Below are 26899 nucleotides of genomic sequence, written 5' to 3' on the forward strand. Positions count from 1 at the left end.
TTCGCTAATTGTTTCTAATTGAAAAGTGGTGCGAAGTTTTTGCCTTTTGCTTTATAATAATGTTCTTAGAAGGAATGATCGATTTGGCACATGTTAATTCGTAAGTTATTTAAGTTTGAAAATGCACATGTTGTACGTAACTGTACTTCGGATCGTTGTAAGCGATCAATTCATGGACATAGCTATAAGGTCGAATTATTGCTTAAAGCTTCAAAATTAGATCATGGACAAATGGTTTATGATTTTGGGCTTTTAAAAGGAGTAATAAAAGACCTTATTGATAGCTTCGATCATGCAATCTGTTTTTGGGAAAAAGATGATTCTCAATATATTGATGCTTGTCAGACTTTTAGTGCTCGTTGGATTTCTTTACCTATTTCACCGTCGGCTGAGCAGTTCTCTCGTATTTTCTTTTATCTAGCTCAGCAAGTTTTAAAATCAACAATCACTCAAAATGGGGAAGGTGATGTTGAGGTTTATTCAGTTATTGTTCATGAGACTGATACTGGATATGCTCAAAGTTTTATTGAAGATATTCAAAACGAACAAATGGGAATTTTAAGTCTTGATGGAATTGTTTTTTCAGAACAAATTCAGATAGAGTGGGCAAATCCGCAAATGTATGAAGACTTGAAAAAAGGGATGAAATTTAATAATCCTCAAGTTGATTTGCAAGTCGAAGTGTAAATCGAATTACTCTATTTGTAGAATTGAAAATTGATCTAGGATGACATTAATGCAATTAACTGAGCAACAGCAAGATAAACTCAGTAAAGTTCAATTAGAAGAAAGCTGGAAAAGATCTTTAGCACCTTTTTTGTTAAGTCCTCAAATGGATAATTTGCGCGATTTCTTATTTCAAGAAAAACAAGCCCAAAAAATAATATATCCACCGAGTAAACAAATCTTTAGCGCCCTAAATACGACACCATTGGCTGATGTGAAAGTCGTGATTTTAGGGCAAGATCCATATCATGGGCCGAACCAAGCAAATGGATTAAGTTTTTCTGTTCAAAAAGGTATTGCATTACCCCCGTCTTTACGTAATATTTTTCATGAATTGCATACAGATTTGGGTATTCCAGCTCCTCGCCATGGTGACTTAACGAAATGGGCTAACCAAGGTGTGCTTTTACTGAATAGCGTGCTTACTGTTGAAGCTGGGCAGCCAACTTCCCATCAAAAGCAAGGTTGGGAAGCATTTACTGATGAAGTTATTGATGTTCTGAATGAGCAAAGAGAGCATGTAGTATTTATTTTGTGGGGTGCTTATGCACAGCGCAAAGGACAACGTATAAATAGAGATAGACACCTGGTTTTAACCGCCGCACATCCATCACCTCTTGCTGCAAATAGAGGTGGTTTTTTTGGATGCAAAGTGTTCTCAAAAACAAATCAATATTTGAAACAACATGGCATTGAGCCCATAGACTGGCAATTGGACGCATGATGAACTCTCCCAATGTAAATAACTATCACCCGGATTTGGTGGTTGAAGAAGCAAAAAACGGCTGGCGTATAGTACGTTTGAATCGTCCTAAGTCATTGCATGCTTTAGATGAATCAATCGTAACGGCATTATTACGTGTATTTGAAGATTTTCGTGATGATGAGAGCGTTAAAGCAATTTGGTTAGATTCAACTACTCCAAAAGCTTTTTGTGCAGGTGGTGACGTTAGAAAATTGCGTCAGCTTGTTATAAATCAAGAAGTAGACACTGCGAATAAGTTTTTTCAGCAAGAATATGCTTTAGACTTACTCTTGCATAATTACGCTAAACCCGTGGTTGTTTGGGGTGAAGGCTATGTTATGGGTGGTGGTTTGGGCTTGTTTATGGCAGCACCATTCCGTCTAGTAACTCCATATTCTCGTTTGGCAATGCCTGAGATTAATATTGGTTTATATCCTGATGTGGGGGCGAGCCGTTTTCTTGCAGATCGTGGTCCAATAGGTTTGTTTACTGGTTTAACTGGTTCAATCATGACGGCTGCTGGAGCGTATAGCATCGGTTGGGCAACACATATTTGTGAAGCACAGCGTGATAATGTTTTGCAAAAAGTTTTAAATATTAATTGGGCTCATTATCCTGCTGGGGATTTCCGCGCGATTGATGATACTTTAAATAGTTTGCATCGCCCAGTTGCGGCAGGCCCATTGCAGAACTCGCTTGATGTGATTCATAGCGTTTGCCGTGGTTTTAATTTTGAACAAGATTATCAAGCTATTGTTAGTTTGCGTGATGCTAGTAGTGATTGGCTTCGTCAAGCGAGTGAGAACTTGCAAAAAGGATCTCCTAGTACTGCGGCAATTACTTGGTTACTGTGGCAATGGGGTAAACAGATACACTCTTGGGATGAGGTTTTTGATCTAGAAGCTCAGATTTCTGAGTGGAAAATTCGTCATCCTGACTTTGTAGAAGGGGTTCGTGCGCGCTTGGTTGATAAAGATTTATCTCCAGAGTGGAAACCATGTGAAGACTTAAGTCTAAGAGGTATATTAGCTGATGGTCCACCAATCACTTCAATAGATAGTTGGAATGCTTTGCTTAGACAACATGGTGTGATCACTTAAAATACATGACTGAATATAGTGATGAATATTGGATGCAGCTTGCTTACGAGCAAGCTGAATTAGCCGCTCAGCAGGGCGAGATCCCGGTTGGAGCGGTTGTGGTGAGCCAAAATCAAGTGATTGGATCTGGCTATAATGCTCCAATTAGTTTGTTAGATCCAACTGCACATGCAGAAATTCAAGCTATCCGCGCAGCATGCTTATCATTAGATAATTATCGCTTACCCGAAGATGCAATTTTATATGTCACTCTTGAGCCATGCACAATGTGTGTAGGTGCATTAGTCCATGCGAGAATCAAACATGTAGTTTTTGGCACAACAGAACCTAAAGCAGGTTCATTAGTGAGTACTCGTCAATTACTGCAACATGGTTATTACAATCACAGATTTACCTTTCAACAAGGTTGCTTGCAAGAAAAATGTGCCCAACAACTCAGTCATTTTTTTAAACAAAGACGTGAGCAAAAGAAACTCGAAAAACAACAAAAAACGTCCTTAAATGATTAAAAAGTAACATGGGCTTATGGCAAACTAGCGCAATTTTACTGCCATAATTCTATTTAATTTAATAAGGAATATTCAATGCGTAATGTAATTACTGTAAAAAAAGAATTTAATGCACCTCTTACCGATGTATTTAATTTGCTCTCTAAACATGCAACCTACAATACTGCTTTTGCACCTTTGCAAGTTGTACGTGTGAAAGACTCAGCCGATTCTAAAAGACCTGATGGTTTAGGCTCTGTTCGTCGTATGGGATTTGGTCCAATCAAGCCACTAAAAGAAGAAATTACATTGCTTGAAGAAAATAAAAGCATTGAATATAAATTAATAGACAATCCTTTGATTAAACACCATTTAGGTAGAATCGAGTTTTCTGAAATTACCCCCTATATAACTTTAGTTACATATCGCATCGAGTTAACAGCAAAAGCTCCAGTGGTAAGTAAATTAATCCTTGCACAGCTAAAACTAGCCATTACACTAGGCTTTTCGAGATTAGCTAAAGCAATTGCTTCTTAGTGAGAGTTCAATGACAGTTCAAATTATTACTATTGATGGTCCGAGTGGTTCAGGTAAAGGAACATTGGCTGCGAAACTTGCAGCACATTATCAATATCATTTACTCGATTCGGGTGCCTTATATCGTTTATTAGGGTTGTCATTACATAAACACGATTTATTAGAGAAATTAGACAGTCAACTCGATCAGTGCATTCAATATGCACGTCAACTGGATATTAAGTTTGAAACTTCCGCAGCAGGGATTTTAGTTTTTCTAGATGGCGAAGATGTATCTCAAACAATTCGTACGGAACGCGTGGGTGAATATGCATCGAAAGTTGCAGCAATTCCAGAACTTAGACAGGCATTATTTGAGCGACAAAGAGCTTTTGCACAAAATCCAGGTTTAGTTGCAGATGGTCGTGACATGGCAACGGCTATTTTTCCTGAAGCAAATGCGAAAATTTATCTAACAGCTTCAGCTGAGTCGCGTGCCGAGCGAAGAGTAAAACAGTTGCAGGGCATGGGCCTAGATGCTAAAATAAACGACATTTTAGCTAATATACAGGCGCGTGACAAAAGAGATATGGAGCGAGAAGTTGCTCCGCTCAAGCCAGCCAAAGATGCTTATATCATTGATAGTTCGGAATTAACGATCGATCAGGTATTTAAATTAATGGTTGAGTATGTCGATAGCCGTACCATTTAGCAAATAGAATTATCAGTGGACGCATAGCTTGATCAGTCTATAAAGACTATGTTGATACTTAACTAAACCGGCCTTGTCTGATCCAAGACCGCGGAATTTATCAGGTATATCATGACCGAATCTTTTGCAGCCCTCTTTGAAGAAAGTGAATTAAACCTCAACGTTGAAAAGGGTGCAGTCATCCAAGGTGTTGTTGTAAACATCGATAGCGACTGGGTAACTGTTGACACTGGCCTAAAGTCTGAAGGCATTGTTGACCGTGCTGAATTTTTAAATGAACAACGTGAACTTGAAGTTCAGGTTGGTGATACTGTTGACGTAGTTGTTGAAGCTCTTGACAACGGTATGGGTCAAACAGTTTTATCACGTGAAAAAGCTAAGCGTGCTGAAACTTGGACTAAACTTGAAAAAATCTTTGAAGATGGCGAAATCGTTACTGGTGTTATCTCTGGTAAAGTTAAAGGCGGTTTCACTGTTGACATCGGTCCTGTTCGTGCATTCTTACCAGGTTCATTAGTTGACACTCGTCCTATCCGTGACACTACTCACCTTGAAGGTAAAGAGTTAGAGTTTAAAGTAATCAAACTTGATGCTAAACGTAATAACGTTGTTGTATCTCGTCGTGCTGTTATGGAAGCTGAATCTTCTGCTGACCGTGAAGCATTACTTGCTCAACTTGAAGAAGGTCAAACAGTTACAGGTACAATCAAGAACCTTACTGATTACGGCGCATTCGTTGATCTTGGCGGTATTGATGGTCTTCTCCATATCACAGATATGGCTTGGAAACGTATCAAGCACCCTTCAGAAGTTGTTGAAGTTGGTCAAGAAGTTACTGTTAAAGTACTTAAATTTGACCGTGAGCGTAACCGCGTATCTTTAGGCCTTAAACAATTAGGCGAAGATCCATGGTTAGCGATCATGAGCCGTTACCCTAAAGGTTCTATCGTTAAAGCTCGTGTAACTAACTTAACTGACTACGGTTGTTTCGCTGAAATCGCTGAAGGCGTTGAAGGTTTAGTTCACGTTTCTGAAATGGACCACACTAACAAAAACATCCACCCATCTAAAGTTGTTCAGATCGGTGATGAAGTTGATGTTATGGTTCTTGAAGTTGACGAAGAACGTCGTCGTATCAGCCTTGGTATCAAACAAACTCGTGCTAACCCATGGGAAGAGTTTGCTAAAGCTCATGAGAAAGGCGAAAAAGTATCTGGTACTATCAAGTCTATCACTGACTTTGGTATCTTCATTGGCTTGAATGGCGGTATCGACGGTTTAGTACACTTGTCTGATATTTCTTGGAACGAGCAAGGTGAAGAAGCTATTCGTCGTTACAAGAAAGGTGACACTGTTGAAGCTGTTATCTTGTCTGTAGACGCTGAAGGCAACCGTATCAGCCTTGGTATCAAGCAATTGAACAGCGATCCGTTCAATGATTTCTTAGCTGCTAACGAACGCGGTGCTTTAGTTAAAGGTACTGTAACTGCAGTTGATGCTCGTGGCGCAACTGTTAAGTTAGCTGACGAAGTAGAAGCTACTCTTAAAGCTTCTGAAATCAACCGTGACCGCGTTGAAGATGCAACTAAATTCTTAGAAGTTGGTCAAGAAGTTGAAGCGAAAATCATCAACGTTGATCGTAAATCTCGCTCTATCAACTTGTCTGTTAAAGCAAAAGACGAAGCTGAAGAGAAAGAAGCAGTTGCTAGCTTGCGTACAGCAACAACAAGTCAAGAAAATGGTCCTAAGACTATTGGTGACTTGATCAAAGCACAAATGAAGTAATACGTTAACAAAGTACAGTTTCATGTAACGGAATTGTACTTTTTATACAAATTACTGTAAACGGTAGCCTAGTATTCAACATACTGCGCTACCGTTTTGTATTTAAACAGGTTATTATCAGATGACATAGAGTAGCAATAAATAACGAGGTCGTAGATGACTACTGAAGCTCTTAATAAGTCTGATTTGATTGAACGCATTGCGCTAAAAAACCCACACTTAGCTGAACCTTTGGTGGAAGAAGCGGTTAAAATTATGATTGATCAAATGATAGAAGCCCTATCAACTGATAATCGAATTGAAATCCGTGGTTTTGGTAGCTTTGCTTTACACCACCGTGATCCAAGAGTTGGTCGCAATCCTAAAACAGGAAGATCAGTAGAAGTGGCGGCTAAAGCTGTTCCACATTTCAAACCTGGTAAAGCACTGCGTGATGCAGTCAACGAATCCGGGAAATAAATAAAAATTTATAAGCGGGGTGCCTATGCGTTATATTTTAATTGCATTGCTCATTGTTGTATTTGGTTATTCTTTAGCACTAGTCTTGCAAAATCCAACAGAGCTTTCTGTTGATTTGTTATTTACACAAGTTCCAGCTATGCGATTAGGCTTATTATTGCTACTCACATTGGTACTTGGAACGGTGGTTGGTCTTTTGTTAGGTGTGCAAGTTTTCAGAGTATTTCAAAAAGGCTGGGAAATTAAACGTCTTCGTAAAGATATCGACTATTTGAGAAAAGAACAGATTCAAAGTGCTCAATTAGCAGCAGCAGAAGCCGCTGCAAATGTAAGACATGAAAAAACCGTTTTAGATGTTTATCCTCAAGATAAAAATTCTACTCCGTTATAATTCGAACACTACTCTTTATTCACGAGTAAAGAGTAGTATATTTTTTAATTTATTCGCATTTTCTTCTTTTTATTTTTCTAAAAATCAGCCCCCGTGGCCTTATTATCTCTAAATTTGAAAGCCTTCTTTATACATTCCTTTATTACTTGATCACTTGTCTATTATAATGACGCTGATTTTATGTGATGGAAGAAAGTCTCTTGAGTATCATTGTTGCGTTAGATGCAAAAAGCCAATATGACGCTTTAAAAATTGTTGAACAACTTGATCCTACTTTATGCCGTGTAAAAGTGGGTAAAGAGCTTTTTACTCATGAAGGTCCATCTGTTGTAAAAAAACTTCAAGAACAAAATTTTGAAGTTTTTCTTGATCTTAAATTTCATGATATTCCAAATACTACCGCTCAGGCTGTTTGTGCAGCAGCTGATTTGGGAGTGTGGATGGTAAATGTTCATGCTTCAGGTGGCCGTAAAATGATGGAAACTTGTGTAGAGCGTTTAAAAGCAGGCAACTATCAAACTCAGTTAATTGCGGTCACTGTATTGACGTCAATGGGACGTGAAGATTTAAAAGATATTGGTTTAGATGTTGAACCTGTAGAGCATGTAAAGCGCTTAGCTAAACTCACTAAAGAAAGTGGCTTGGATGGCGTGGTTTGTTCTGCACAAGAAGCTAAAATTCTTCGTGAATTGATTGGACAAGACTTCTCTTTAGTGACACCTGGTATTCGTCCAGAAGGGACAAATGCAGACGACCAAAAGCGTATTGTGACTCCGAAGCAAGCTATGCTTGATGGTTCTACACATTTGGTCATTGGTCGACCGATTACTAAAGCAGAAAATCCAACAGAAATGTTGAAATCTATTCTTGCTTCAATTGCTTAAAAACTTAGGAATAAGCTAATTAATAGCGGGGCGAGTAGACTTAATAATAAGCCGCTCATCATGGCATGTGGTACATAATGTGTGCCACATGACTGTTTTACCATCGCTAATGTAACATCCATTGATGTTGCGCCAGCACTTGAGATAGCAGGGCGTGGAAAGCGCCATCCCATTGTATACATTAAAAATATAGCAACGATTTCTCTAAATAGATCAGTTAATAATGCGACACCACCAAGTTCTGCCGAGTGTAATTGTGTAAACAAGATACCTGACATTGAATACCAACCATAACCTTGTGCTAATGCTAACGTTTCGTTAAGTGCAAAATGCTTGCTAAGCAAAAAGTAGTTGAAGAAACCTGCGATACAGGACCCTATAAAAGCCGCTAAGGGTACAATTAAAATTTTCCAGCTTAACCATGTGCGGTTGAAATGAGTAAAGGCAAGCTCAACGCCAATTAAGAAAATAAACAGTAATAATAAATACCAACTATTAAATGCCATATGTGAATTGAATTGAGTAGCGATAGCTCCTAATAGAACACCTATGCCTAAGGCAAGAAAAGCTTTTGCAATATTCTTTAGAGCATTTACAAAGAGCTGAAGTGAGATTTTTCCTTTCACACTTTGTTTATCAAAAATTGTATAAGCCAATAAACATGTAAAAAAAGAACCAAAAGAGGTGGTTAACGCAATGATTATAGCCGGTGGAAGGATGGCAGAAGGATTCTCAATTTGATCAAGTGCTAATGTTAACTCTAAAGCCACACTTGCTAAGAGAATATAAGAAAAATAAGGCAGTATTTTAAAAATAAACTGTTGGATATTTAGGGATAGTTTGGGCGCTAGAAAATAGCCGGAAGCAAGTGCTAAAAAAATTTGAATGATGAGATAAAAAGATTGCATATAATAATAGGTGGATTGTTTTTAACCCACCTATTATGTATTGAACATTTTAAGCTGCATAGCTCTGTGAGCTTTTATTTAAGAGTAAATAATCTTTAGGATTAACTTTGCGTGTTTCTAACCAGTACTTCCATGTATAGGTGGGCCATAACGAAAAGTTTTTTCCATCGGCAGATTGATACCAGCTACTACAACCTCCAGCTTGCCACACAGTTCCTTGAAGCTGAGTTTGAACCCGCTCGTTAAAAGCATCTTGAACTTCTGGTTTAATCTCAACAGCTTTTTGCCCAGATTTTTCTACAAGTTGGATGAGTTGTAAAATGTAATTTACTTGAGATTCAATCATAAAAATAACTGAATTATGGCCTAGTACTGTATTAGGACCAACTAATTGGAAGAGATTGGGGAAGTTTTTAGTCATAATGCCATAATAACTTTCTGCACCATTTTTCCACGCTTGTTTTAACTCAATTTGATTTCGTCCAATACAAGTGAAATGTTTCAAATAAATACGCGGGTCAGTAATAAAACCAGTACCGTAAATTAAACAATCGATAGATCGTTCTTTACCATCTTTAGTAACGATACTATTTTCTTTAATTTCTTGAATACCATCCGTTACTAGCTCAACATTTTTACGGTTAAATGTAGGGAAATATTTATTTGAAATAAGAATACGTTTACATCCCATCACAAAGTCAGGTGTAAGTTTCTTGGCTACTTCTTTGTCTTTCACTTGGAAGCGAATGAAAGCTTCTGCCAACTTTTGACCATATTTCATAATTTGGGGTTGAACTATGGGTACAACGCGCGACTCATTACTCCAATAAAGACGACTACGATGAATTTGACGATAAAGATTGGAAGATTTGAATAATGCTTTACTCAAACGAGAGTATTTGCGTTCATCTCGTGGTATTACCCAAGCTGCTGTTCTTTGGAATACATAGAGCTGCTTAACATCTCCAGCTATTTCTGGAATATATTGAATTGCACTACCACCCGTACCGATAGATGCGACTGATTTACCATTTAGATTATAGTTATGTTCCCACTGTGAGGAATGAAAAAATTTTCCTTTGAATTTTTCGATGCCTTGAATATGAGGGATTTGTGGGATGTGTAGAGGGCCTGATGCAAAAACTACAAATTGAGCTTCAATCGAAGGCTGATTTTTAAAATCTAGAGTCCACACGTGGCGCATTTCATCATATTGAACATGAGTTACATCGTGATTGAACTTACAGTAATTTTTAATCTTATATTTTTCTGTAATATCCTGAATATATTCAAATATCTCTAGTGCTTCAGCGTAACGTTTTGACCAGTCAGTTTTAGGAGCAAACGAGAGAGAATACATATGAGATTGAACATCACATGCCGCACCAGGGTAGCGATTTTCGCGCCAAGTTCCGCCGACATCGTCTGATTTTTCTAAAATAACAAAGTCTTGCTGTTGATTTTGCAGTAAGCGAATTGCCATTGCTAGGCCACCAAATCCAGCACCAATAATCGCGATTTTAGTTTTTTGAATAGCATCTTGCTTTGTGTTTAGCATTAGAAACCCTGCATAAGCTGAAAAGAGGATTGCAGGCAAGACTAACGTTTTTTGATCAGTTTAAACATGATTGGATCGACGTGAAAATTGATAGATTCGGCAATTAATTTTCTTTCTTCTTTATAGTAAAACATTTGAGTCTAGGGAAATTGATAGAAGAATGAAACGGTCGATACTTGGTTTAATGTATTTAATTCAAGGAATGCGCAATGCGGGCATTGATGTCGACTCACGTTTGGCTGGTATAGGAATTAAAGTGGATGCTTTAGATCCGAGTTCTACAATTCATGATCGCCTAGAATGGGATATACAACAAATTATTAGCGAGAATGTTGAGCCTGAAAAGGGTCTATTCATTGGACAGCATTATGCTTTAGCGGGTTATGGACCACTACTTATGTTACTTGTAACAAGTAATGATGTTCAAACTGCATTAAGTAAAGGGATAAAATACCAAAGACTTACTCATTTATTTGGTGCTTTAGGGCTTTATGAAACGGATGAGCGCACCATCTTAAATTATTTGCCTGTTGATTTGAAAACCCAAGTGGGACAGTTGCGGGCACAATGTGAAGTTTCAGGAACTTATAAATTTATTCAAGATATTTATATAATGATGGGATTAGAAATGCCCGCTATGCGTATAGAACTTCCATTTGAAAAACCAACAGATTCAGATACCTTATCTCGCTATTTTGCATACTATGGCGATGATGTGCACTTTAATGGTAAATATGCAGCATTTAGCCTAAGCAAGGATGTGCTTGAAATCAAAATCCCTTCTGCGGACATCATTACACATCGTATTTATGAATCAAAATGTATTACAGAAATAACAAGATTAAATCAACAAGATCACCAAACTCCACATATCATACAGTGCGTGCAAGATTATCTTGAGTTGCAGCAGGGAATTATCCCGAGCATGGCGGAAACAGCTTTTGCATTGAAAATGCCTGAAAGGACATTAAGGCATCAATTGCAACAGTTAAATACGAGTTATAAGCAAATTCGTGAACAAATTATCAAGAATAAGGCATTAAAGCTTATGGAATATAGGGAATACTCAATAGAAGTTATTGCTGAATTGCTCGGTTATTCTGAACCAGCGGCATTTAATCATGCATTTAAACGATGGTTTGGACAGAGTCCTCGACAATATGGCAAAGAGTCATCGTCGTAATTCTTGATGCTAAAAGCTAATGTGGTTGAACAAAATGTTCGCTATACTCCTATCAGTTAAAATTGAAATAAAACGATATGTTAAATTTAAAATCTTCTCATAGTACTGCATTCTCACCTTCTTCCCCAGCAGAACGCTATGCTGAGGCTTTAGCATCAGGCCAGTTTATGGCAGATGAAGCGCAAGCACAGGCAGTGCAAGAATTAGATCGCGTATGGAAAGAACTTTTAAACCGTTATAAAGCCTCTAAAAAAGCCTTCCGTCGTTTTCGCCGCCAAACTTCACCTAAAGGTGTCTATATGTGGGGTGGAGTCGGACGTGGAAAAACTTGGCTTATGGATCAATTTTATGAGTCAGTGCCATTTCGTCGTAAAACACGTATGCATTTTCATCATTTCATGCAACATGTTCATAAAGAGCTAAATAAGCTTTCAGGCCAACGTAATCCACTTGAAATCGTGGCTGACCAAATTTATAAAGATGCAGTCGTTATTTGTTTTGATGAGTTCTTTGTATCAAATGTAACGGATGCAATGATTTTAAGTGATTTATTTCAAAAATTATTTGTTCGTGGCGTGACATTAATTGCAACATCAAATATTGCACCAGATGGTTTATATAAAAACGGTATTCACCGTGATCGCTTTTTACCAACAATTGAAATGGTTAAAAAGAATTGTGCTGTTTTAAATGTTGATGCAGGTGTGGATTATCGCTTACGTGTATTAAAACAAGCTCAATTATTTAAATCGCCATTAAGTAATGAAGTTCAAAACTGGATGTCAGAACGTTTTAATGCATTAACTCACACACAAACTAATTCTCAAGAGCCGATTGTAATTAATAATCGCATTGTTGAGACGTTAGGACATACAGAAGATGTATTGTGGTGTGAGTTTTCCGAACTTTGTTTTAAGCCGCGTAGTCCAGCAGATTTTATTGAAATTGCTAATATTTATAATACTGTTCTGGTGAGTAATGTTCCACATTTAACGGATTTCTTGTCGGAAGGCACACGACGTTTTATTTATCTAGTTGATGAATTTTATGATCGTGGAGTGAAATTACTTTTGACATCTCAAGATAGCATTATTGATATCTATCAAGGCGAAAAATTAGCTTTTGAAATTGAGCGTACTCGTTCACGTTTGTTAGAAATGCAGTCAGATGAATACTTGCATTCAGAACACCGACATATTGATGAAACTAAAACTTCTTAAAGAAGATAGAAATGAAAAGCGCTCTTAAATGGGCGCTTTTTTTACAACAAAAATAGATAAATTTAGCTAAATAATACTTTTTCACTGAGCAAAGTTTGATATAACTAAATACGCTTTAGAAAAAATAAGATAGTGAAATTTTTTGTCTGTTAACAAAAAGTCTAGTTTCAGTATCTTTAAATATTAAATAAATTGTTGGGAATCCTAGTTAGAATTTTAATATTTCCTATATAGAAAAGTTTATCTTTGTCAATAGTTTTGCAAGGGAAAATGCCCACTATTTAGGAATGTGATATTAGTATTCAGCTTAATTTAAATCGGTATACTAGGATTCTCTTGGTATAAAAAGTAGCAACTTCAGGAAAGACAATGACTGCACGTATTCAAAAAGGCAAGTTAGCGATTGCTAAAGAACTTTACGATTTTATCGAAAATGAAGCTTTACCAGGTTCTGGTTTAGATAGTGAAACTTACTGGAAGAACTTTGAGCAAGTTGTTGTCGATCTTAGCCCAAAAAATAAAGCATTATTGGCTAAGCGTGATGAATTACAAGCAAAAATTGATGAATGGCACCGTAACAATAAATTTGAATTAGGTGCTTATAAAGCGTTTTTAACTGAAATTGGTTATTTACTGCCAGAAGTTGAAGATTTCCAAATTAGCACTGAAAATGTGGATGAAGAAATTGCATTGTTAGCAGGACCGCAGTTGGTTGTACCTGTACGTAATGCACGTTATTGCTTAAATGCAGCAAACGCTCGTTGGGGTTCTTTGTATGATGCGCTATATGGCTTCGATGTAATTTCAGAAGAAGGTGGTGCCGAAAAAGGGAAAGGATATAACCCTGTACGCGGTGCAAAAGTTATTGAGTTTGCTAAAAACTTCTTAAATGAGGTTTTCCCGCTTGCCAATGGTTCACACGCAGATGCAACAAAATATGCAATTGAGCAAAATAAACTTGCTGTCACTCTGAAAGATGGTTCAAAAACAGGTTTAGCTCATGAAGCTCAATTCGTTGGTTTCAATGGTGAAGAAGCGAATCCGACAGAAGTTGTACTTTTAAGTAATGGTTTACACGTCATTATCGAAATTGATGCTTCTAGCCCAATTGGTCAAACTGATTTAGCTGATGTTAAAGACTTAACATTCGAAGCAGCCGTAACAACAATTCAGGACTTAGAAGATTCTGTTGCAGCAGTAGATGCTGAAGAAAAAGTTGAAGGCTACCGTAACTGGTTAGGTTTAATGAAGGGTACGCTTCAAGAATCTATCGAGAAGAATGGCAAAACGATTGTTCGTGATTTAAATAAAGACCGCGAAATTAAAAACTTAATTGGTGGTACTACAAAACTCCATGGCCGTTCACTTATGTTACTTCGTAACGTAGGTCACTTAATGACTAACCCAGCTATTTTGGTAGATGGGGAAGAAATTTTTGAAGGCATTATGGATGCATTAGTTACTCCATTGTTGTCAGTTGCGGACATTCGTAGTGAAAACGAAAACAAGAACTCTCGTAAAGGTTCTATGTATATTGTTAAGCCAAAAATGCATGGTCCAGAAGAAGTTGCGTTTGCTGTAGAGTTATTTGAACGTGCTGAACAGGCGATTGGGTTACCACCTAAATCGTTAAAAATCGGTATTATGGATGAAGAGCGCCGTACATCTGTAAACTTGAAGAACTGTATTGCTGCTGCAAAAGACCGTACTATCTTTATTAATACTGGTTTCATGGACCGTACTGGTGATGAAATTCATACTTCAATGGAAGCTGCACCAGTTGTACGTAAAGAAGCTGTAAAAATACAAAAATGGATCGCTGCTTACGAAAACCGTAACGTTGCAATTGGTTTGAAGTGTGGTTTACAAGGTAAAGCACAAATTGGTAAAGGCATGTGGCCAAAACCAGATAGTATGAAAGATATGTTGGCGACTAAGGCTGCGCATCCAAATGCGGGTGCGTCATGTGCTTGGGTTCCATCTCCAGCGGGTGCTGTGCTTCATGCAATGCATTACCATCAAGTTAATGTAAAAGCACGTCAAGATCAGTTAAAAGCTGAAGAAATGTTGTCTTTAGATGATTTGTTGACTCCACCATTTGCACCTGAAACAAATTGGTCAGCAGAAGAGATCAATAACGAACTTGAAAATAACTGCCAAGGTATTTTAGGTTACGTAGTTCGTTGGGTTGACTTAGGTGTGGGTTGTTCGAAAGTTCCAGACATTAACAACGTAGGCTTAATGGAAGACCGTGCAACATTACGTATTTCTTCTCAACACGTTGCGAACTGGTTGCGTCACGGCATTGTAACTCGTGAAGAAGTTGAAGAAGTGCTTAAACGCATGGCAAAAATTGTTGATGAGCAAAACGCAAATGACCCATTGTATAAGCCAATGGCAGCTAACTTTGAAACCAACATTGCTTTCCAAGCGGCTTCTGACCTCATCTTTAAAGGTTGTGAACAGCCTTCTGGTTATACTGAGCCGTTACTACACGCTGCTCGTTTAAAGTTAAAAGGTTATACAGGTGACTAATTTTTACCTGTCATAAAAAAAGCCTCTTCGGAGGCTTTTTTATTTGTAAGAATAAATCACATATATGACCTAATTATTACTCACAATTCCAATTTTACTGACACCTAAACGTTGAGCTGTAGCCATGACCATAGCTACATTTTTATATTCAGCCATTTGATCAGGTTTGAGTTTAATCTGGTCTTGATCTTTTTTGGCAACAACGCCTTGAAATAAAGTTTCTAGGGCCTTGCGGTCAGAAACTTGTTGGTTATTCCAAAATACTTTACCTGTTGCATCAATTCTTACATCAATCACTTCAGGCGGCTTTTCATTTGTTGGAGGTGGTGTGCCGTTTGGCAAATTAATATTGATCGCGTTATTTGGTGCAGGGATGGTAATAATGAACATAATAATAAGTACCAACATGACATCAATAAGAGGTGTCATGTTAACTTCTAACATCACATCGTCATCATTATTTGAACCGACATTCATACCCATAAAATTCTCCTTAATAATTACTGGGAGGCTGGTGGGGTAGTAACAAATGCAATTTTGCCAATACCAGCTTGTTTCGTCGTGCTAATAACCTGATCTATCGCCTCAAAATGAGTAAGCTGATCTCCACGAATATGAACTTCTGGCTGAGGCCTTTTTTGTGCAACTGCTTGAAGCTTTGATAGCAATATTTCTTTATTAGGCACATAGCTTTCATTCCAGAAAATATCTCCTTTCTTATTTACTGAAAGTTGAATATTTTCAGGAGTGGTTGCGTATGGAGTATTTTTTTCTTCTGGTAGTTTCACTGGAACCGTATGTGTAACTACCGGAATCGTAATTAGAAAAATAATAAGTAAAACCAACATGACATCAACGAGAGGCGTTGTGTTAATTGTGCCAATCATTTCGTCATCATCTTCAGAACCAACACTCATACCCATAATGTTTGCTCCTGATTATTTAATACTGCGGTTAACTGAATTATTGGTATTAATTTCTCCACTTAATAAAACAGCATGTAAGTCCGAACCAAATGAACGGACATTTTCCATAACGGCTTTATTACGACGAGTAAGCCAGTTGTAGCCAAGTACGGCAGGTACAGCGACCGCAAGCCCAATGGCTGTCATAATTAAAGCCTCACCGACAGGACCTGCAACTTTATCAATCGATGCCTGCCCCGAGATACCGATTGCTGTTAATGCATGATAGATTCCCCATACAGTCCCGAATAGACCAACGAACGGTGCTGTAGAACCTACTGTTGCTAAAAAGGCTAAACCGCCACCTAAATGATTTTGTATTTTTTCAATAGCCCGTTGAATTGAAATGCTCACCCATGTATTAAAATCAATGCGCTCAAGTAAAGAACCGCCGTGTGATTTAGTCGAATTAATTCCTTTTTCTGCAATAAAACGATATGCACTACTTTGTTCTAAATTATCAGCTGCATTATCTAGCGAGGTTGCTTCCCAAAAACTTTTTTCTGCCTCTTTACCTTGGCGTTTTACTTTTGCTTGCTGTAAAAATTTCGAGACAATGATGTACCACGTTCCAATCGACATCAGTACTAATATAAATAACGTAGATTTAGCAACTAAGTCACCTTCACGCCAAAGAGCTTCTAGGCCATATGGGTTTTTAACAGTTTCGCTTGTTGCTGGCTTGGGTGGTGGAGTTGGAGTTGCAGCATTTGAATTTGTTTCTGTAGTTGCTGTTGCAACAGGAGCATTATTCGTTTCTTCTGCCAAAACTGAGTTTAATGGAAGTAAAGAGCATGCTGCGATTAAACTTGCAGAAGCGAAACGTACTAGCGGTTGAGTTGATTTTTTCATCATATTATCTCCAATATTTTTAATTTCTTACTAATTTGATCGTTTATTCAATTACGAATGGATATTCAATTTCATACCAGTCTTGCTGAGGCACGCCGTCTTTCATTGCTGGTTTGAACGTACATAAGCTATAAGCTTTAGTTGCTGCCTTATCTAAGGTTTTGCTGCCACTTGATTTCTTGACTTTGGCGTCAATGACTTTGCCTGAAGTATCAACCAGAACACGTATGCGCACCGTCCCTTGCTCTTCATTCATCAGTGCTTCACGTGGATATTCAGGTTTTTCACAACCCGCGGAGCCTTCTGAAACACCACGAGTTGCGCCAGCTGGTTTAGGTGCAGGAGCAGCCGCTGCTGGAGCGGGTGCTGCAACTGGACTTGGCGATGGCGCACTAGGTGCAGCCGGAGCCGGAGTTGCAACTTTAGTTGGCTGAGCTACCGGAGTCGTTTTTTGTACCGGAGTTGCTACTTTCTCAACTTGTTTTGGCGGTTCAGGAGCCTTGGCAACTTTTTCTACCATTTTGGGTGGTTCTGGTGGCTTTTCCTTAGGTTTAGGCTCCTCTGGTTTTGGTGGAGGAGGCGGTTTTATATCCTGAATAATTTGTAATTCCACAGGTTTTTCTGCTGGTTTTTGAATATTGTTTGCTAAACCTGACATCAGAATATAGGCAACAAGAAGATGCAGAAAAAGCACTGCGGCAATACCAATAAGGCGTTTGGCAGATTTATTTTCTATGTCTGTAAAAGTCATGCCCATAGTTACTCCTGAAACTGTAGACAAACAATTTTTTGAAATCACTGTTTGCTAAGAATGAGTATTTGTTCTGCAAACTAACTTTTGAGGGTTATATTTGCAGAACAACCATTTAGAACTTATATGTACCTCGTACAAAATAAGTACGTCCTAAAGGATCTGCGTAACGTGGGTCATATCCCATTTGGAAGTTATCAATTACGTTAGAAGCAGGCGGGTCTTCATCAAAAATATTTTTAATGCCTGCTGTTAACTCTAGATTTTTAAAGCCTTTGTAAGTACCTGAAATATTGTAGGTTGTATAATCACTGACTCGATGGTTTTGATCATTCGCGTTTTGATCTTGATAACCGCGTGAGAAGTTTTGTTGTAGGTTTAAAGCCCAGTTTTCATAGTTCCAGTTTAGATTGGCTGTATGTTTCCAGCGCAAAATAATCGATTGATAATCTAAGCCGCTATATGACCCTGCAACACCTTTCCAGTCACCACCTGGTTCAGATTGATATTTGTAATCTGTTACATATGTCCCATCGATATTGAAACCAAATCGACCTGTGGCAGTCATTGGAGAAACCCAACTTAAGCCCACATCAAAACCAGACGTTTTAATACCACCTAAATTTTGTTGTGTAGTAATAATATAATTTAGTGAACCATCAGCATTACGGACAAATTTATCTGCATATTTCACCGGATCCGCAAAAATAGCAGCTTCCGATAGTGTGGCAATTTGCTTATCTACTTCTATGTTGAAGTAATCAAGAGTGAAGGCTAGATTTTTAACAGGTTCAAATACTAAGCCTGCTGTAAAAGACGTTGACTCTTCTGGTTTTAGACTTTTGTTCCCACCATTTTGGCGTTTGAACTGCATATTACAGTCACGTTCTTGTTTACCACCGGGTTGTACAACTCCACCAGAGCAAAGTGCTGGGTCGTCATATGTTCCACCTGTATTTGTTACTGAGTTTGGCCCATCAACTTCCCAAAGTGTAGGTGCTCTGAAACCTGTACTATAAGTTGTACGGAACATTAATTGTTTAATTGGTTCCCAACGAAGTGCAAACTTCGGATTAAATGTATTACCAAAATCACTGTAATCATCATAACGGGCAGCAATTTGAGCTTCTAAAGTTTTGTGCAGTGGAATATGAAACTCGGTAAACACCGACTTAATATTACGATCGCCTTTATTTTCTGGTTCGTTCGGATCACTACCAGTACTTGGAGCTAGTCGAGCAACATCTGCAATTACTTTTGAAGTCCAATCTTCATAACGATAGCTTGCCCCAACGGCGAATCCGACATCACCTGCTGGTAGTTTAAATATAGGTCGACTTGCAGTGAAATCCACAGTGGTCGTATCTAGGTTGGCTTTTAAATATTTGCCTTTAACACCTAGCTGGTCCCATACACCGGCATCTTCAGGGTTCTGAGGTCCGAATGGATTTAAGGTGCCATTGTTTAAAGCTTCTTGAGTTTTGTCATAGTTCAAATAGCCACTTAAGATTGCATCGGAAGCACTACTATGTGCATATGTAACCCCTGAATTAATATCCCAACCATGCGTTTCACCTTCAATACCAGCAAATAATCTATGTGATTGATTAATACTGTTACTTATACGATTGCCAGCTTGTGAACGTAAGTAAAGATCAAGAGGGCCTGATGCACCAGCAAGTGCAGGGGTTATGCCATTTCCTGGATAATATTTACTGTTAGGGTCTAGGCTTAAATCAAAAAATACGTCTGGTGCGACTGAAGTGGTGACCTCATTTCTTGCATATAAATATTCAGCAATCGCATTAAAGTTATCATTAAGTTTAAAAGTGGCACGGCCCATTACAGAAATATCTTCTGTTTTTGGAACAATTCCAATGACAGCTTGGCTGTTATATCTACATGTTTTCCCATCAGGACTGCTTACTAGAGGGTCATTGCCACAACCTGTGGATGCATAAGGATTACCTAAACCAGGAACATTCGCAGGGAATGAACCACTACTGGTTTTATTGACGCCTAATTCAGGTAGTATGCCTCCGCGTCGACTAACCTTGCGATCTTTGGCCAGAACGTCATCGCCTTTTCGATAGTCGACAACGCCAAAAACGTTATAGCCATTTTCATCTAAATCACCAAAGCCGCCAAAGATACTGTAGTCTTGTTGGCCACCACCTTTTTCCTCGGGTTTTTGATATCCGGCGGTTAAGTTAAGACCCGTAAACTGCTTTTTAGTAATGAAGTTGATAACCCCACCGATCGCATCTGTTCCGTAAATGGAAGAAGCGCCATCACGTAAAACTTCAATACGATCTAACATAGCGAGTGGAATAATATTTAAATTTGTCACGCCACTATCGTATGCATTTGCAGCCAATCGACGACCATTCAGCAAAATAAGTGTCTTATTTGCACCTAAAGCTCTCAGGTTTGCTGCTGACCCTACAGTTTTACTCGTACCCACGTTATTTGCAGTTACAAAGTTCGATTGGTTTGCACTAATCTTAGCCAAGGCTTCTTCAGTTGTGGTTACCCCTTGTTTTAAAATTTCATCAACTTTTACAACGGTAATGGGCGACGCGCTTTGTGCTGCAACTCCTTTAATGGATGAACCTGTCACAGCAACTTTTACCACTTTTGCAGGTTTATCTTCATTGGTGGATTGTTCTGTTTCTGCCGCTTGTGCCAGGGTAAAGCACATCATGCTTAAACTAAGGGTACTTAATTTAAGTATTGTTTTGCCGACCATGCGGGTTACCTGAGATCGAACATTGTATTTTTTTTTCATCTTGGATTTGATCCCTTTTTGTTGTAGTTAGCGATATTGCTGAAAAGTGTTTAAGCAAAGCAAGTGCCAACTATATAATTTTCTTGTTTTAGTTTATGCAAAATATTGATATATATTGATTTTATTATGTTTGAGGCACTAATTAAGTAAATATAGAGGAGTAAATTATTTTTCCATTTGGGAAAAATCAACAGGGTGGCTAAAAGTTTCAAATTTATTTGTATAAAAAATATACATTGTTGGATTGTTCATGTATTTGACAAGTAGTTTTGTATTTTTTTAGAACATTTTTAAAATGTAATTTTATACTGTAACATTTCTTGTTATTTAATATTTTCTTATATAAAACAAATTGATATGCTTGCATTTGGTATAAATAACCTAAATTTTTTCTGTATCATAATGAAACATGTGTGACTTTTAATTGTGCATTGTTGTTTAATAGTGAATAAGATATATCAATATAATATTTGGCATAAACTTACTTTTATTTATATAGTCCAAGTAGTTTTAAGTGCCTAATAAAAATGTAAATTTTAAATACTTTTATATAAATCATTATTGATAATAAAAGATGGCATGAAATTCGCTTTGTATTAAAGAGTTATAAGGCTCTTGTTTTATTGAAGTGTTTTCCATTTGGTCAAAATGTTAATTAAGTAGGTATGAACTTGAAATTAAAAATTTTTAAGCTCGCCATTTTTAGTATGGCCATAACATCTGTTTCTTACGCCGTAGCCAAAACACCTGCACAACCAGACAAGATATTGCATGTTGCCTACGAGGCACCTGATGATGGTTTTGATATGGTCAAAACCACCAATTTTTATAGTGCGAGTATTGCAGAAGCTATTTTTGAGCCTTTACTAAAATATGATTATTTAGCTCGTCCATTACAATTGGTGCCTTATACTGCTGAAAGTATGCCTAAGGTTGAACAAGACGGCAAAGTTTATATATTTAAAATTAAGCCCGGTATTTATTTTACTGCGGACCCGGCTTTTAAAGGCACACATCGCGAGCTTGTGGCAGAAGACTATGTATATGCAATTAAACGGATTCTAGACCCTAAAAACAGAGCACCTTCTGTTTCTTTTCTTGATGGCAAATTAGTTGGAGCTGATGCAGTTGTAGCTCAAGCAAAGAAAACTGGAAAATTTGATTATGCTACGCCAATTGCAGGGCTTAAATCGATTGATCGATATACTCTACAATTCACTTTAACACGGCAAGACTTTAATTTTCCTTATATTCTTGCCTATATTACATTTGGGGCCGTTGCTAAAGAGGTGGTTGATTATTACGGTGACCGTATTGGTATGCATCCAGTTGGTACCGGACCTTACATGTTGAGTAAATATGTACCGAGAAGTAAAGTCGAGCTGATTGCAAATCCTGATTATCGGGGTTTTGTCTGGAATTTTAAATCGACAGGAACTGCTTGGGATGACCAACTTGTTAAGGAAATGAGCGGTAAGAATATGCCACAAGTTGGCAAGGTGGTGGTCAGTATTATTGAAGAAGAGCAATCGCGTTGGTTAGCTTTTCAGTCAGGACAGTTAGATTTCGATCGACTTACTGCGAATGCGGTTCCTCAAGCTTTAGATGGAAACCAGCTTAAACTCTCTTTTCAGAAAAAGGGGATTAAGCATTATCCAAATAAGGAACCCGAAATTACCTATACCATGATGAATATGCGGGATCCAGTCATTGGTGGTTTTAGTCCAGAAAAAATTGCGCTTCGTCGAGCAATCACTTTGGCCTATGACCAAAAAGAAAGCATAAAACAGGCATATAAAGGTCAGGCTGTTAGAGCAGAAATGTTTATACCTGAAGGTGTAAATGGGTATAACCCGAAGTATAAAAGTAGCGTAGGATATAATCCGCTGTTAGCAAATAAACTACTTGATTATTATGGTTATAAAAAAGGTGCTGATGGCTATCGGACCTTACCAAATGGCAAATCTTTAGTTTTAAAAATTAATAATGAGAATAGCTCAGCATCCGTTATTCACTCGGAACTCTGGAAAAAAAATCTGGATGCAATAGGCATTCGTGCTGACTTTAAAGTAAGTAATTTTGCAGATAACTTAAAAGCCGCAACTCAATGTAAATATATGATGTGGAGTGGAGCATGGATTGCTGACTATCCTGAAGGAGATAATTTTGCACAATTACTATATGGTCCAAATGCTGGACAGGGAAACCATGCCTGTTATCAGTCTAAAACTTATGATGCTCTCTATACTCAGGCCATTCATTTACCACCGCAACAACGTCTACCATATTATGAAAAGCTCAATCGCCAGATTGAAGCTGACAATCCTTGGATTATTCATGTAACTCGAATTCGTAATTGGTTGATACGGCCACAAGTTCAGGGTTTTAAACCTCACCCGATGATGAATACAAACTGGCAATATCTTGATATTACCCCTATTAAAAAATAATTTTAGATAAAGATCATCATGACTGAAAATTTAAAACAAAAGCTCAAACATTGTAGTATCGGTCTATTGGTTGCCAGTATGGCATTGACGGGTGCCACGACTATTTTTGCCAAAAGCCCAGCCGATCCAAATAAAGTTTTACATTATACGTTCCCAACAGCTGAAACAGGTTTCGACCCAGCTTATATCCATGACTTATATTCGGCACATGTAACCACTTCGATATTTGAAACTTTATATACCTATGACTATTTAGCAAGGCCAGCAAAGCTTATTCCCCAGATCGCAACCACTATGCCAGAAATGAGTGCAGATGGTCTGACTTATACTATTCACATTAAAAAAGGTATTTATTTTACGCCGGACCCTGTTTTTAAAGGTAAACCTAGAGAGTTAACGGCTTACGATTATGCGTACTCTTTTAAGCGGTTATTGGACCCGAATTTACGTTCGCCAAATAGCTGGTTGTTGGAGAACAAAATTGAAGGTATGGATGCGTTAGTACAATCAGCCAGTAAAACAGGAAAGTTTAACTACGATCAAAGTGTGAGTGGTTTACAAACACCTGATAAGTACACCTTGGTTATTCGGTTAGTGAAGCCTGATTATAACTTTCCTTTATTACTAGCACATGACCCTACAGGGGCTGTAGCGCGTGAAGTTATCGAAAAATATAAAGATAAATCTGGCTTTGTGATGGGGCATCCAGTAGGGACAGGACCTTATATGCTCAGTAAGTGGGTGCCTGCTTCGCGTATTGTTTTAAAAGCGAATCCTGATTATCGCGGTTTTACTTGGAATTTTGTAGCCAGTAGTGCTGAGGACCAAGCGATTGTGAAACGCCTCAAAGGTAAACAAATGCCTCAAATCGGCACAATTGATATTCAGGTAATGGAAGAAAACCAGTCACGATGGTTAGCATTCCAACGTGGTGAAGTTGATATTATTCAACTTGAAGGGCAATTAGTCTCGAAAGCCATTAAAGATGGCAAGTTAAGACCTGAACTTGCAAAAGATGGCGTGCATTTATCCCGTATTGTTGATCCGGAAATTAGTTACAACTATTGGAACCTTAAGAATCCTCTTGTTGGAGGAATGAGTAAAGAGAAAATCGCTTTACGCCGTGCAATTGCAATGTCTCGTTCAATAGATCAAGAAATTAAATTAGTACGTAATAGTGATGCTGAGCGTCTACATTTTCCAGTACCGCCAGGTGTAGTGGGGGCTGACCCGCAATATAGAAGCAGTACCCCATATTCGGTAAAAGCAGCAAATCTATTATTAGATAAATATAACTACAAAAAAGATGCATCAGGATGGCGTACACAACCAAATGGCAAGCCTCTGGTCATTGAATATATGGCGCGTAATGACAGTATTGGTCAGCAAAGCGCTGAGCTTTGGAAAAAGAACTTTGACAGTTTGAATATCCGTATGGTGTACAAGCCTATGCTTTTTTCAGATCTCATTCGGGCGCAAAAACAGTGTGACGGAATGTTTGGTTCTTCTGCATGGATTGCCGATTATCCAGATGGGGATAATTTTATGCAGAATTTTTATGGCCCCAATACTCATATGACCAACTGGTCTTGCGGTTCAATACCAGAGTTTGATCAATTATACCGTCAGTCTCAACAGGTTAAGCCAGGCCCAGAACGCGACGTGATTTATCGAAAAATGACACGTTTGTTAGAAGTGTATATGCCAGTGCAAGTGTTGTATGCACGTTATAGAAATATGTTGGCTCAACCAAGAATTATTGGATATAAGAAGCATCCGATTTTACATGCCGAATGGATGTACTTCGATATTGATACAAATATTAAATCTAATCATTAAATGAAAAATCTGGAGATATGATGAAAAATAAAACACTAAAAATGACAACACTATGTATGTTAGCTATAGGCCTAAATCAGTATGCTTCAGCTGAAACAACGCGTGCTACATTGCCGCTACTGAATGTAAAACAGCTTCCAGCATGGTGCGATTCTAATTTAAAAAAAATTCAGCAAGAGATTTTAAGTTTTGAAAAAATGCCTGTTAAAACCGATGCAGCAGCAGCTCCAATATTGGCAAAATGGGATAAAATTTTTGCTCACCTTGAAGATTTTTCAGGCCCAATAGGTCTATATAGTAATGTAGACCCAGATGCAAAATTACGTAAAGCGGCAGAAGACTGTGAAATCAAGATTAATCAGTTTCATACTGATATATTTCAAAATTCAAAATTATATAACGTAATTAAGAATACAAAAGCCACAGATCCGATAGATAAAAAATACCGTCAGGATATTCTTGATCAGTTTGAAGACACAGGGGTTCAATTAGAACCAACAAAACGTGCAAGAATGAAGGCCATTCTAGATGAGTTGACTAAACTCGAACAAGACTATGCCCGTAATGTTCGCGATAATCCTGAAAAACTTGAATTTACTCCAGCCGAAATGAAAGGGTTACCAGAAAGCTATATTTCTGGGTTAAAGAAAAATGCGAAAGGAAATTATTTATTAGGCTTTGAATATCCTGAATATCGCCCATTTATGGAATTGGCGGATAATGATGATGCTCGGAAACGCTATCAAATCGCATTTACCCGTCGTGGTACTGAGCAAAATTTAAAGCTACTTAAACAGGCTATTGATTTACGTTTTGAACTCGCCCAGCTATTTGGAAAATCGAGTTATGCCGATTGGACTTTAAAAGATCGTATGGCTAAAACACCTGAAGCTGTGAATCAGTTCTTGGCAGAAGTACAAAAGACAGTGGCGCCGCTTGAACGTAAAGAAGTTGAAGAATTACGAACTTTCAAAGCACAAACTTTAAAAACTCCCTTAGATAAAACTGAAATTACACGTTGGAGTGAAGCTTACTGGAGTGAAAAACTTCGAAAGAGTAAATATCAGATTGATCAAGAGAAACTTCGCGACTATTTTCCGACTTTAGCTTCTCAAAAATGGTTATTTGCCATCTCATCTGACCTTTATGGTATTGATTTTAGACCTGTCAAAGTCAAAGCATGGCAAGATGAAGTCGAATATTATGATGTAGTGGATAAAAAGACCGGAAAACTTCTGGGTGGCCTATATATGGATAAATTTCCTCGCGAAGGAAAATATGGTCATGCCGCAGTTTGGGGAGTGTATGGTGGCAGCAGTTTAACCAACAGGTTACCTGTTTCTGTGTTGGTCACGAACTTTAACCGTAAAGGTTTAAATAGTGATGAGCTGGAAACATTTGTTCATGAGTTTGGTCATGCCTTGCATGGTATTTTGTCAAATACACGCTATGCCAGTCAGTCTGGAACATCTGTAGAACGTGATTTTGTTGAAGCACCATCTCAAATGTATGAAGAATGGGCGCGTCGTAAAGAAACATTATCTAAAGTCGCTGACTATTGTAGTCCGGCTTGTCCACGTGTTGATGATGAGCTAATTGGTCGTTTAAAAGCAGTTCATAACTATGGGCGTGGTTTGCGTTATGCACGTCAGACACTCTATGCACAGTACGATATGGCGCTCCATACAGCAGATGCATTAAAAGTTCAGCCTTTGGAAACTTGGCAAAAAATGGAAGCTGCTACGGCATTAGGCTATGTACCAACGACTGAGTTTCCGGGGCAGTTTGGACATTTGATGGGAGGTTACCAAGCAGGCTATTACGGCTATATGTGGTCAGAGGTTCTGGCTTTAGACATGCTTTCAGCTTATGGCGATAACCTAAATAATCCGCAGGTAGGGCAACGTTACCGTCAAACAATTTTATCGCAAGGTAGTCAAAAACCGGCAGCTGAGTTGGTTAAAGATTTCCTTGGTCGTGAGCCTGACAATAAAGCGTTCTTTAATGAAATTACCGGACAACGGGTTAAATAGGAATTATCACT

The 26899-nt window shown here is 38.1% G+C and carries 23 protein-coding genes; 16 read left to right on the forward strand and 7 right to left on the reverse strand.

The window, feature by feature from the left end; all coding sequences use genetic code 11:
• The first annotated feature begins 90 nt into the window (after positions 1 to 90).
• From I5515_RS06660 to pyrF, 10 genes are all read left to right on the forward strand, one after another.
• The gene (locus I5515_RS06660; RefSeq protein WP_199965336.1) at positions 91 to 687 is read left to right on the forward strand and encodes a 6-pyruvoyl trahydropterin synthase family protein; all 597 of its coding nucleotides are present in this window, start codon (positions 91 to 93) and stop codon (positions 685 to 687) included.
• A 49-nt stretch (positions 688 to 736) separates the two neighbouring features.
• On the forward strand, positions 737 to 1450 hold the full coding sequence (gene ung / locus I5515_RS06665) for a uracil-DNA glycosylase (RefSeq protein ID WP_199965337.1): 714 nt from the start codon (positions 737 to 739) through the stop codon (positions 1448 to 1450).
• A complete protein-coding gene (locus I5515_RS06670) occupies positions 1447 to 2571 on the forward strand; it encodes an enoyl-CoA hydratase/isomerase family protein (RefSeq protein WP_199965338.1) in 1125 nt (374 codons plus the stop codon). The genes ung and I5515_RS06670 overlap by 4 nt, the downstream gene beginning before the upstream one ends.
• Positions 2572 to 2576: 5 nt before the next feature.
• On the forward strand, positions 2577 to 3080 hold the full coding sequence (gene tadA, locus I5515_RS06675; protein WP_199965339.1) for a tRNA adenosine(34) deaminase TadA: 504 nt from the start codon (positions 2577 to 2579) through the stop codon (positions 3078 to 3080).
• 75 nt (positions 3081 to 3155) lie between these two features.
• Positions 3156 to 3596 carry an SRPBCC family protein gene (locus I5515_RS06680; RefSeq protein WP_199965340.1) on the forward strand — a complete coding sequence of 147 codons (441 nt, stop codon included), beginning with the start codon at positions 3156 to 3158 and terminating at the stop codon, positions 3594 to 3596.
• A gap of 10 nt (positions 3597 to 3606) precedes the next feature.
• Positions 3607 to 4287, forward strand: coding sequence for a (d)CMP kinase (gene cmk, locus I5515_RS06685; RefSeq protein WP_199965341.1), 681 nt, complete (start codon positions 3607 to 3609; stop codon positions 4285 to 4287).
• A gap of 111 nt (positions 4288 to 4398) precedes the next feature.
• Entirely contained in the window at positions 4399 to 6072 is a 1674-nt protein-coding gene (gene rpsA, locus I5515_RS06690) for a 30S ribosomal protein S1 (protein WP_009387126.1), read from the forward strand.
• Positions 6073 to 6228: 156 nt separating this feature from the next.
• Positions 6229 to 6531: an integration host factor subunit beta gene (locus I5515_RS06695; RefSeq protein WP_003651488.1), complete on the forward strand. Its 303-nt coding sequence runs from the start codon at positions 6229 to 6231 to the stop codon at positions 6529 to 6531.
• A 25-nt stretch (positions 6532 to 6556) separates the two neighbouring features.
• A complete protein-coding gene (locus I5515_RS06700; protein ID WP_199965342.1) occupies positions 6557 to 6922 on the forward strand; it encodes a lipopolysaccharide assembly protein LapA domain-containing protein in 366 nt (121 codons plus the stop codon).
• Between the two features lie 185 nt (positions 6923 to 7107).
• Positions 7108 to 7806 (forward strand): orotidine-5'-phosphate decarboxylase, encoded by a 699-nt coding sequence (pyrF, locus tag I5515_RS06705; protein ID WP_199965343.1) that lies wholly within the window; start codon positions 7108 to 7110, stop codon positions 7804 to 7806.
• Here the strand turns inward: pyrF and I5515_RS06710 are convergent.
• Together I5515_RS06710 and I5515_RS06715 are read right to left on the reverse strand one after the other, a co-directional pair.
• Entirely contained in the window at positions 7803 to 8714 is a 912-nt protein-coding gene (locus I5515_RS06710; RefSeq protein ID WP_199965344.1) for a lysine exporter LysO family protein, read from the reverse strand. The two genes, pyrF and I5515_RS06710, sit on opposite strands and share 4 nt — an antisense overlap.
• A 49-nt stretch (positions 8715 to 8763) precedes the next feature.
• Positions 8764 to 10311: a flavin-containing monooxygenase gene (locus I5515_RS06715; RefSeq protein ID WP_199965345.1), complete on the reverse strand. Its 1548-nt coding sequence runs from the start codon at positions 10309 to 10311 to the stop codon at positions 8764 to 8766.
• Positions 10312 to 10432: 121 nt separating this feature from the next.
• On the opposite strand from I5515_RS06715, the gene I5515_RS06720 reads away from it, so the two are divergent.
• The 3 genes from I5515_RS06720 (at position 10433) to I5515_RS06730 (ending at position 15210) form a co-directional block, all read left to right on the forward strand.
• Complete coding sequence (locus I5515_RS06720) at positions 10433 to 11455, forward strand: AraC family transcriptional regulator (RefSeq protein ID WP_199965346.1); 1023 nt, start codon at positions 10433 to 10435, stop codon at positions 11453 to 11455.
• Between the two features lie 77 nt (positions 11456 to 11532).
• Complete coding sequence (gene zapE, locus I5515_RS06725; RefSeq protein ID WP_199965347.1) at positions 11533 to 12675, forward strand: cell division protein ZapE; 1143 nt, start codon at positions 11533 to 11535, stop codon at positions 12673 to 12675.
• 369 nt (positions 12676 to 13044) lie between these two features.
• On the forward strand, positions 13045 to 15210 hold the full coding sequence (locus I5515_RS06730; protein WP_199965348.1) for a malate synthase G: 2166 nt from the start codon (positions 13045 to 13047) through the stop codon (positions 15208 to 15210).
• A 69-nt stretch (positions 15211 to 15279) separates the two neighbouring features.
• Here I5515_RS06730 and I5515_RS06735 read toward each other — a convergent pair whose 3' ends face one another.
• The 5 genes from I5515_RS06735 to I5515_RS06755 form a co-directional block, all read right to left on the reverse strand.
• Entirely contained in the window at positions 15280 to 15693 is a 414-nt protein-coding gene (locus I5515_RS06735; protein ID WP_199965349.1) for an ExbD/TolR family protein, read from the reverse strand.
• Between the two features lie 17 nt (positions 15694 to 15710).
• Positions 15711 to 16133, reverse strand: coding sequence for an ExbD/TolR family protein (locus I5515_RS06740; RefSeq protein WP_199965350.1), 423 nt, complete (start codon positions 16131 to 16133; stop codon positions 15711 to 15713).
• Positions 16134 to 16148: 15 nt separating this feature from the next.
• On the reverse strand, positions 16149 to 17030 hold the full coding sequence (locus I5515_RS06745) for a MotA/TolQ/ExbB proton channel family protein (protein ID WP_199965351.1): 882 nt from the start codon (positions 17028 to 17030) through the stop codon (positions 16149 to 16151).
• Between the two features lie 40 nt (positions 17031 to 17070).
• On the reverse strand, positions 17071 to 17784 hold the full coding sequence (locus I5515_RS06750) for an energy transducer TonB (RefSeq protein WP_199965352.1): 714 nt from the start codon (positions 17782 to 17784) through the stop codon (positions 17071 to 17073).
• A gap of 109 nt (positions 17785 to 17893) precedes the next feature.
• Positions 17894 to 20566: a TonB-dependent receptor gene (locus I5515_RS06755; RefSeq protein ID WP_199965353.1), complete on the reverse strand. Its 2673-nt coding sequence runs from the start codon at positions 20564 to 20566 to the stop codon at positions 17894 to 17896.
• A 665-nt stretch (positions 20567 to 21231) separates the two neighbouring features.
• Here I5515_RS06755 and I5515_RS06760 point away from each other — a divergent pair.
• From I5515_RS06760 to I5515_RS06770, 3 genes are read left to right on the forward strand one after another with little or no spacing between them, the layout of a single operon-like run.
• Complete coding sequence (locus tag I5515_RS06760) at positions 21232 to 23016, forward strand: ABC transporter substrate-binding protein (RefSeq protein WP_199965354.1); 1785 nt, start codon at positions 21232 to 21234, stop codon at positions 23014 to 23016.
• Positions 23017 to 23031: 15 nt separating this feature from the next.
• Positions 23032 to 24855 carry an ABC transporter substrate-binding protein gene (locus tag I5515_RS06765; protein ID WP_199965521.1) on the forward strand — a complete coding sequence of 608 codons (1824 nt, stop codon included), beginning with the start codon at positions 23032 to 23034 and terminating at the stop codon, positions 24853 to 24855.
• Positions 24856 to 24875: 20 nt separating this feature from the next.
• Complete coding sequence (locus tag I5515_RS06770) at positions 24876 to 26888, forward strand: M3 family metallopeptidase (protein WP_199965355.1); 2013 nt, start codon at positions 24876 to 24878, stop codon at positions 26886 to 26888.
• Positions 26889 to 26899: the final 11 nt, after the last annotated feature.

Origin of the sequence: Acinetobacter calcoaceticus (assembly GCF_016508255.1) — a bacterium.
In the GTDB taxonomy this organism is placed as follows: domain Bacteria; phylum Pseudomonadota; class Gammaproteobacteria; order Pseudomonadales; family Moraxellaceae; genus Acinetobacter; species Acinetobacter calcoaceticus_E.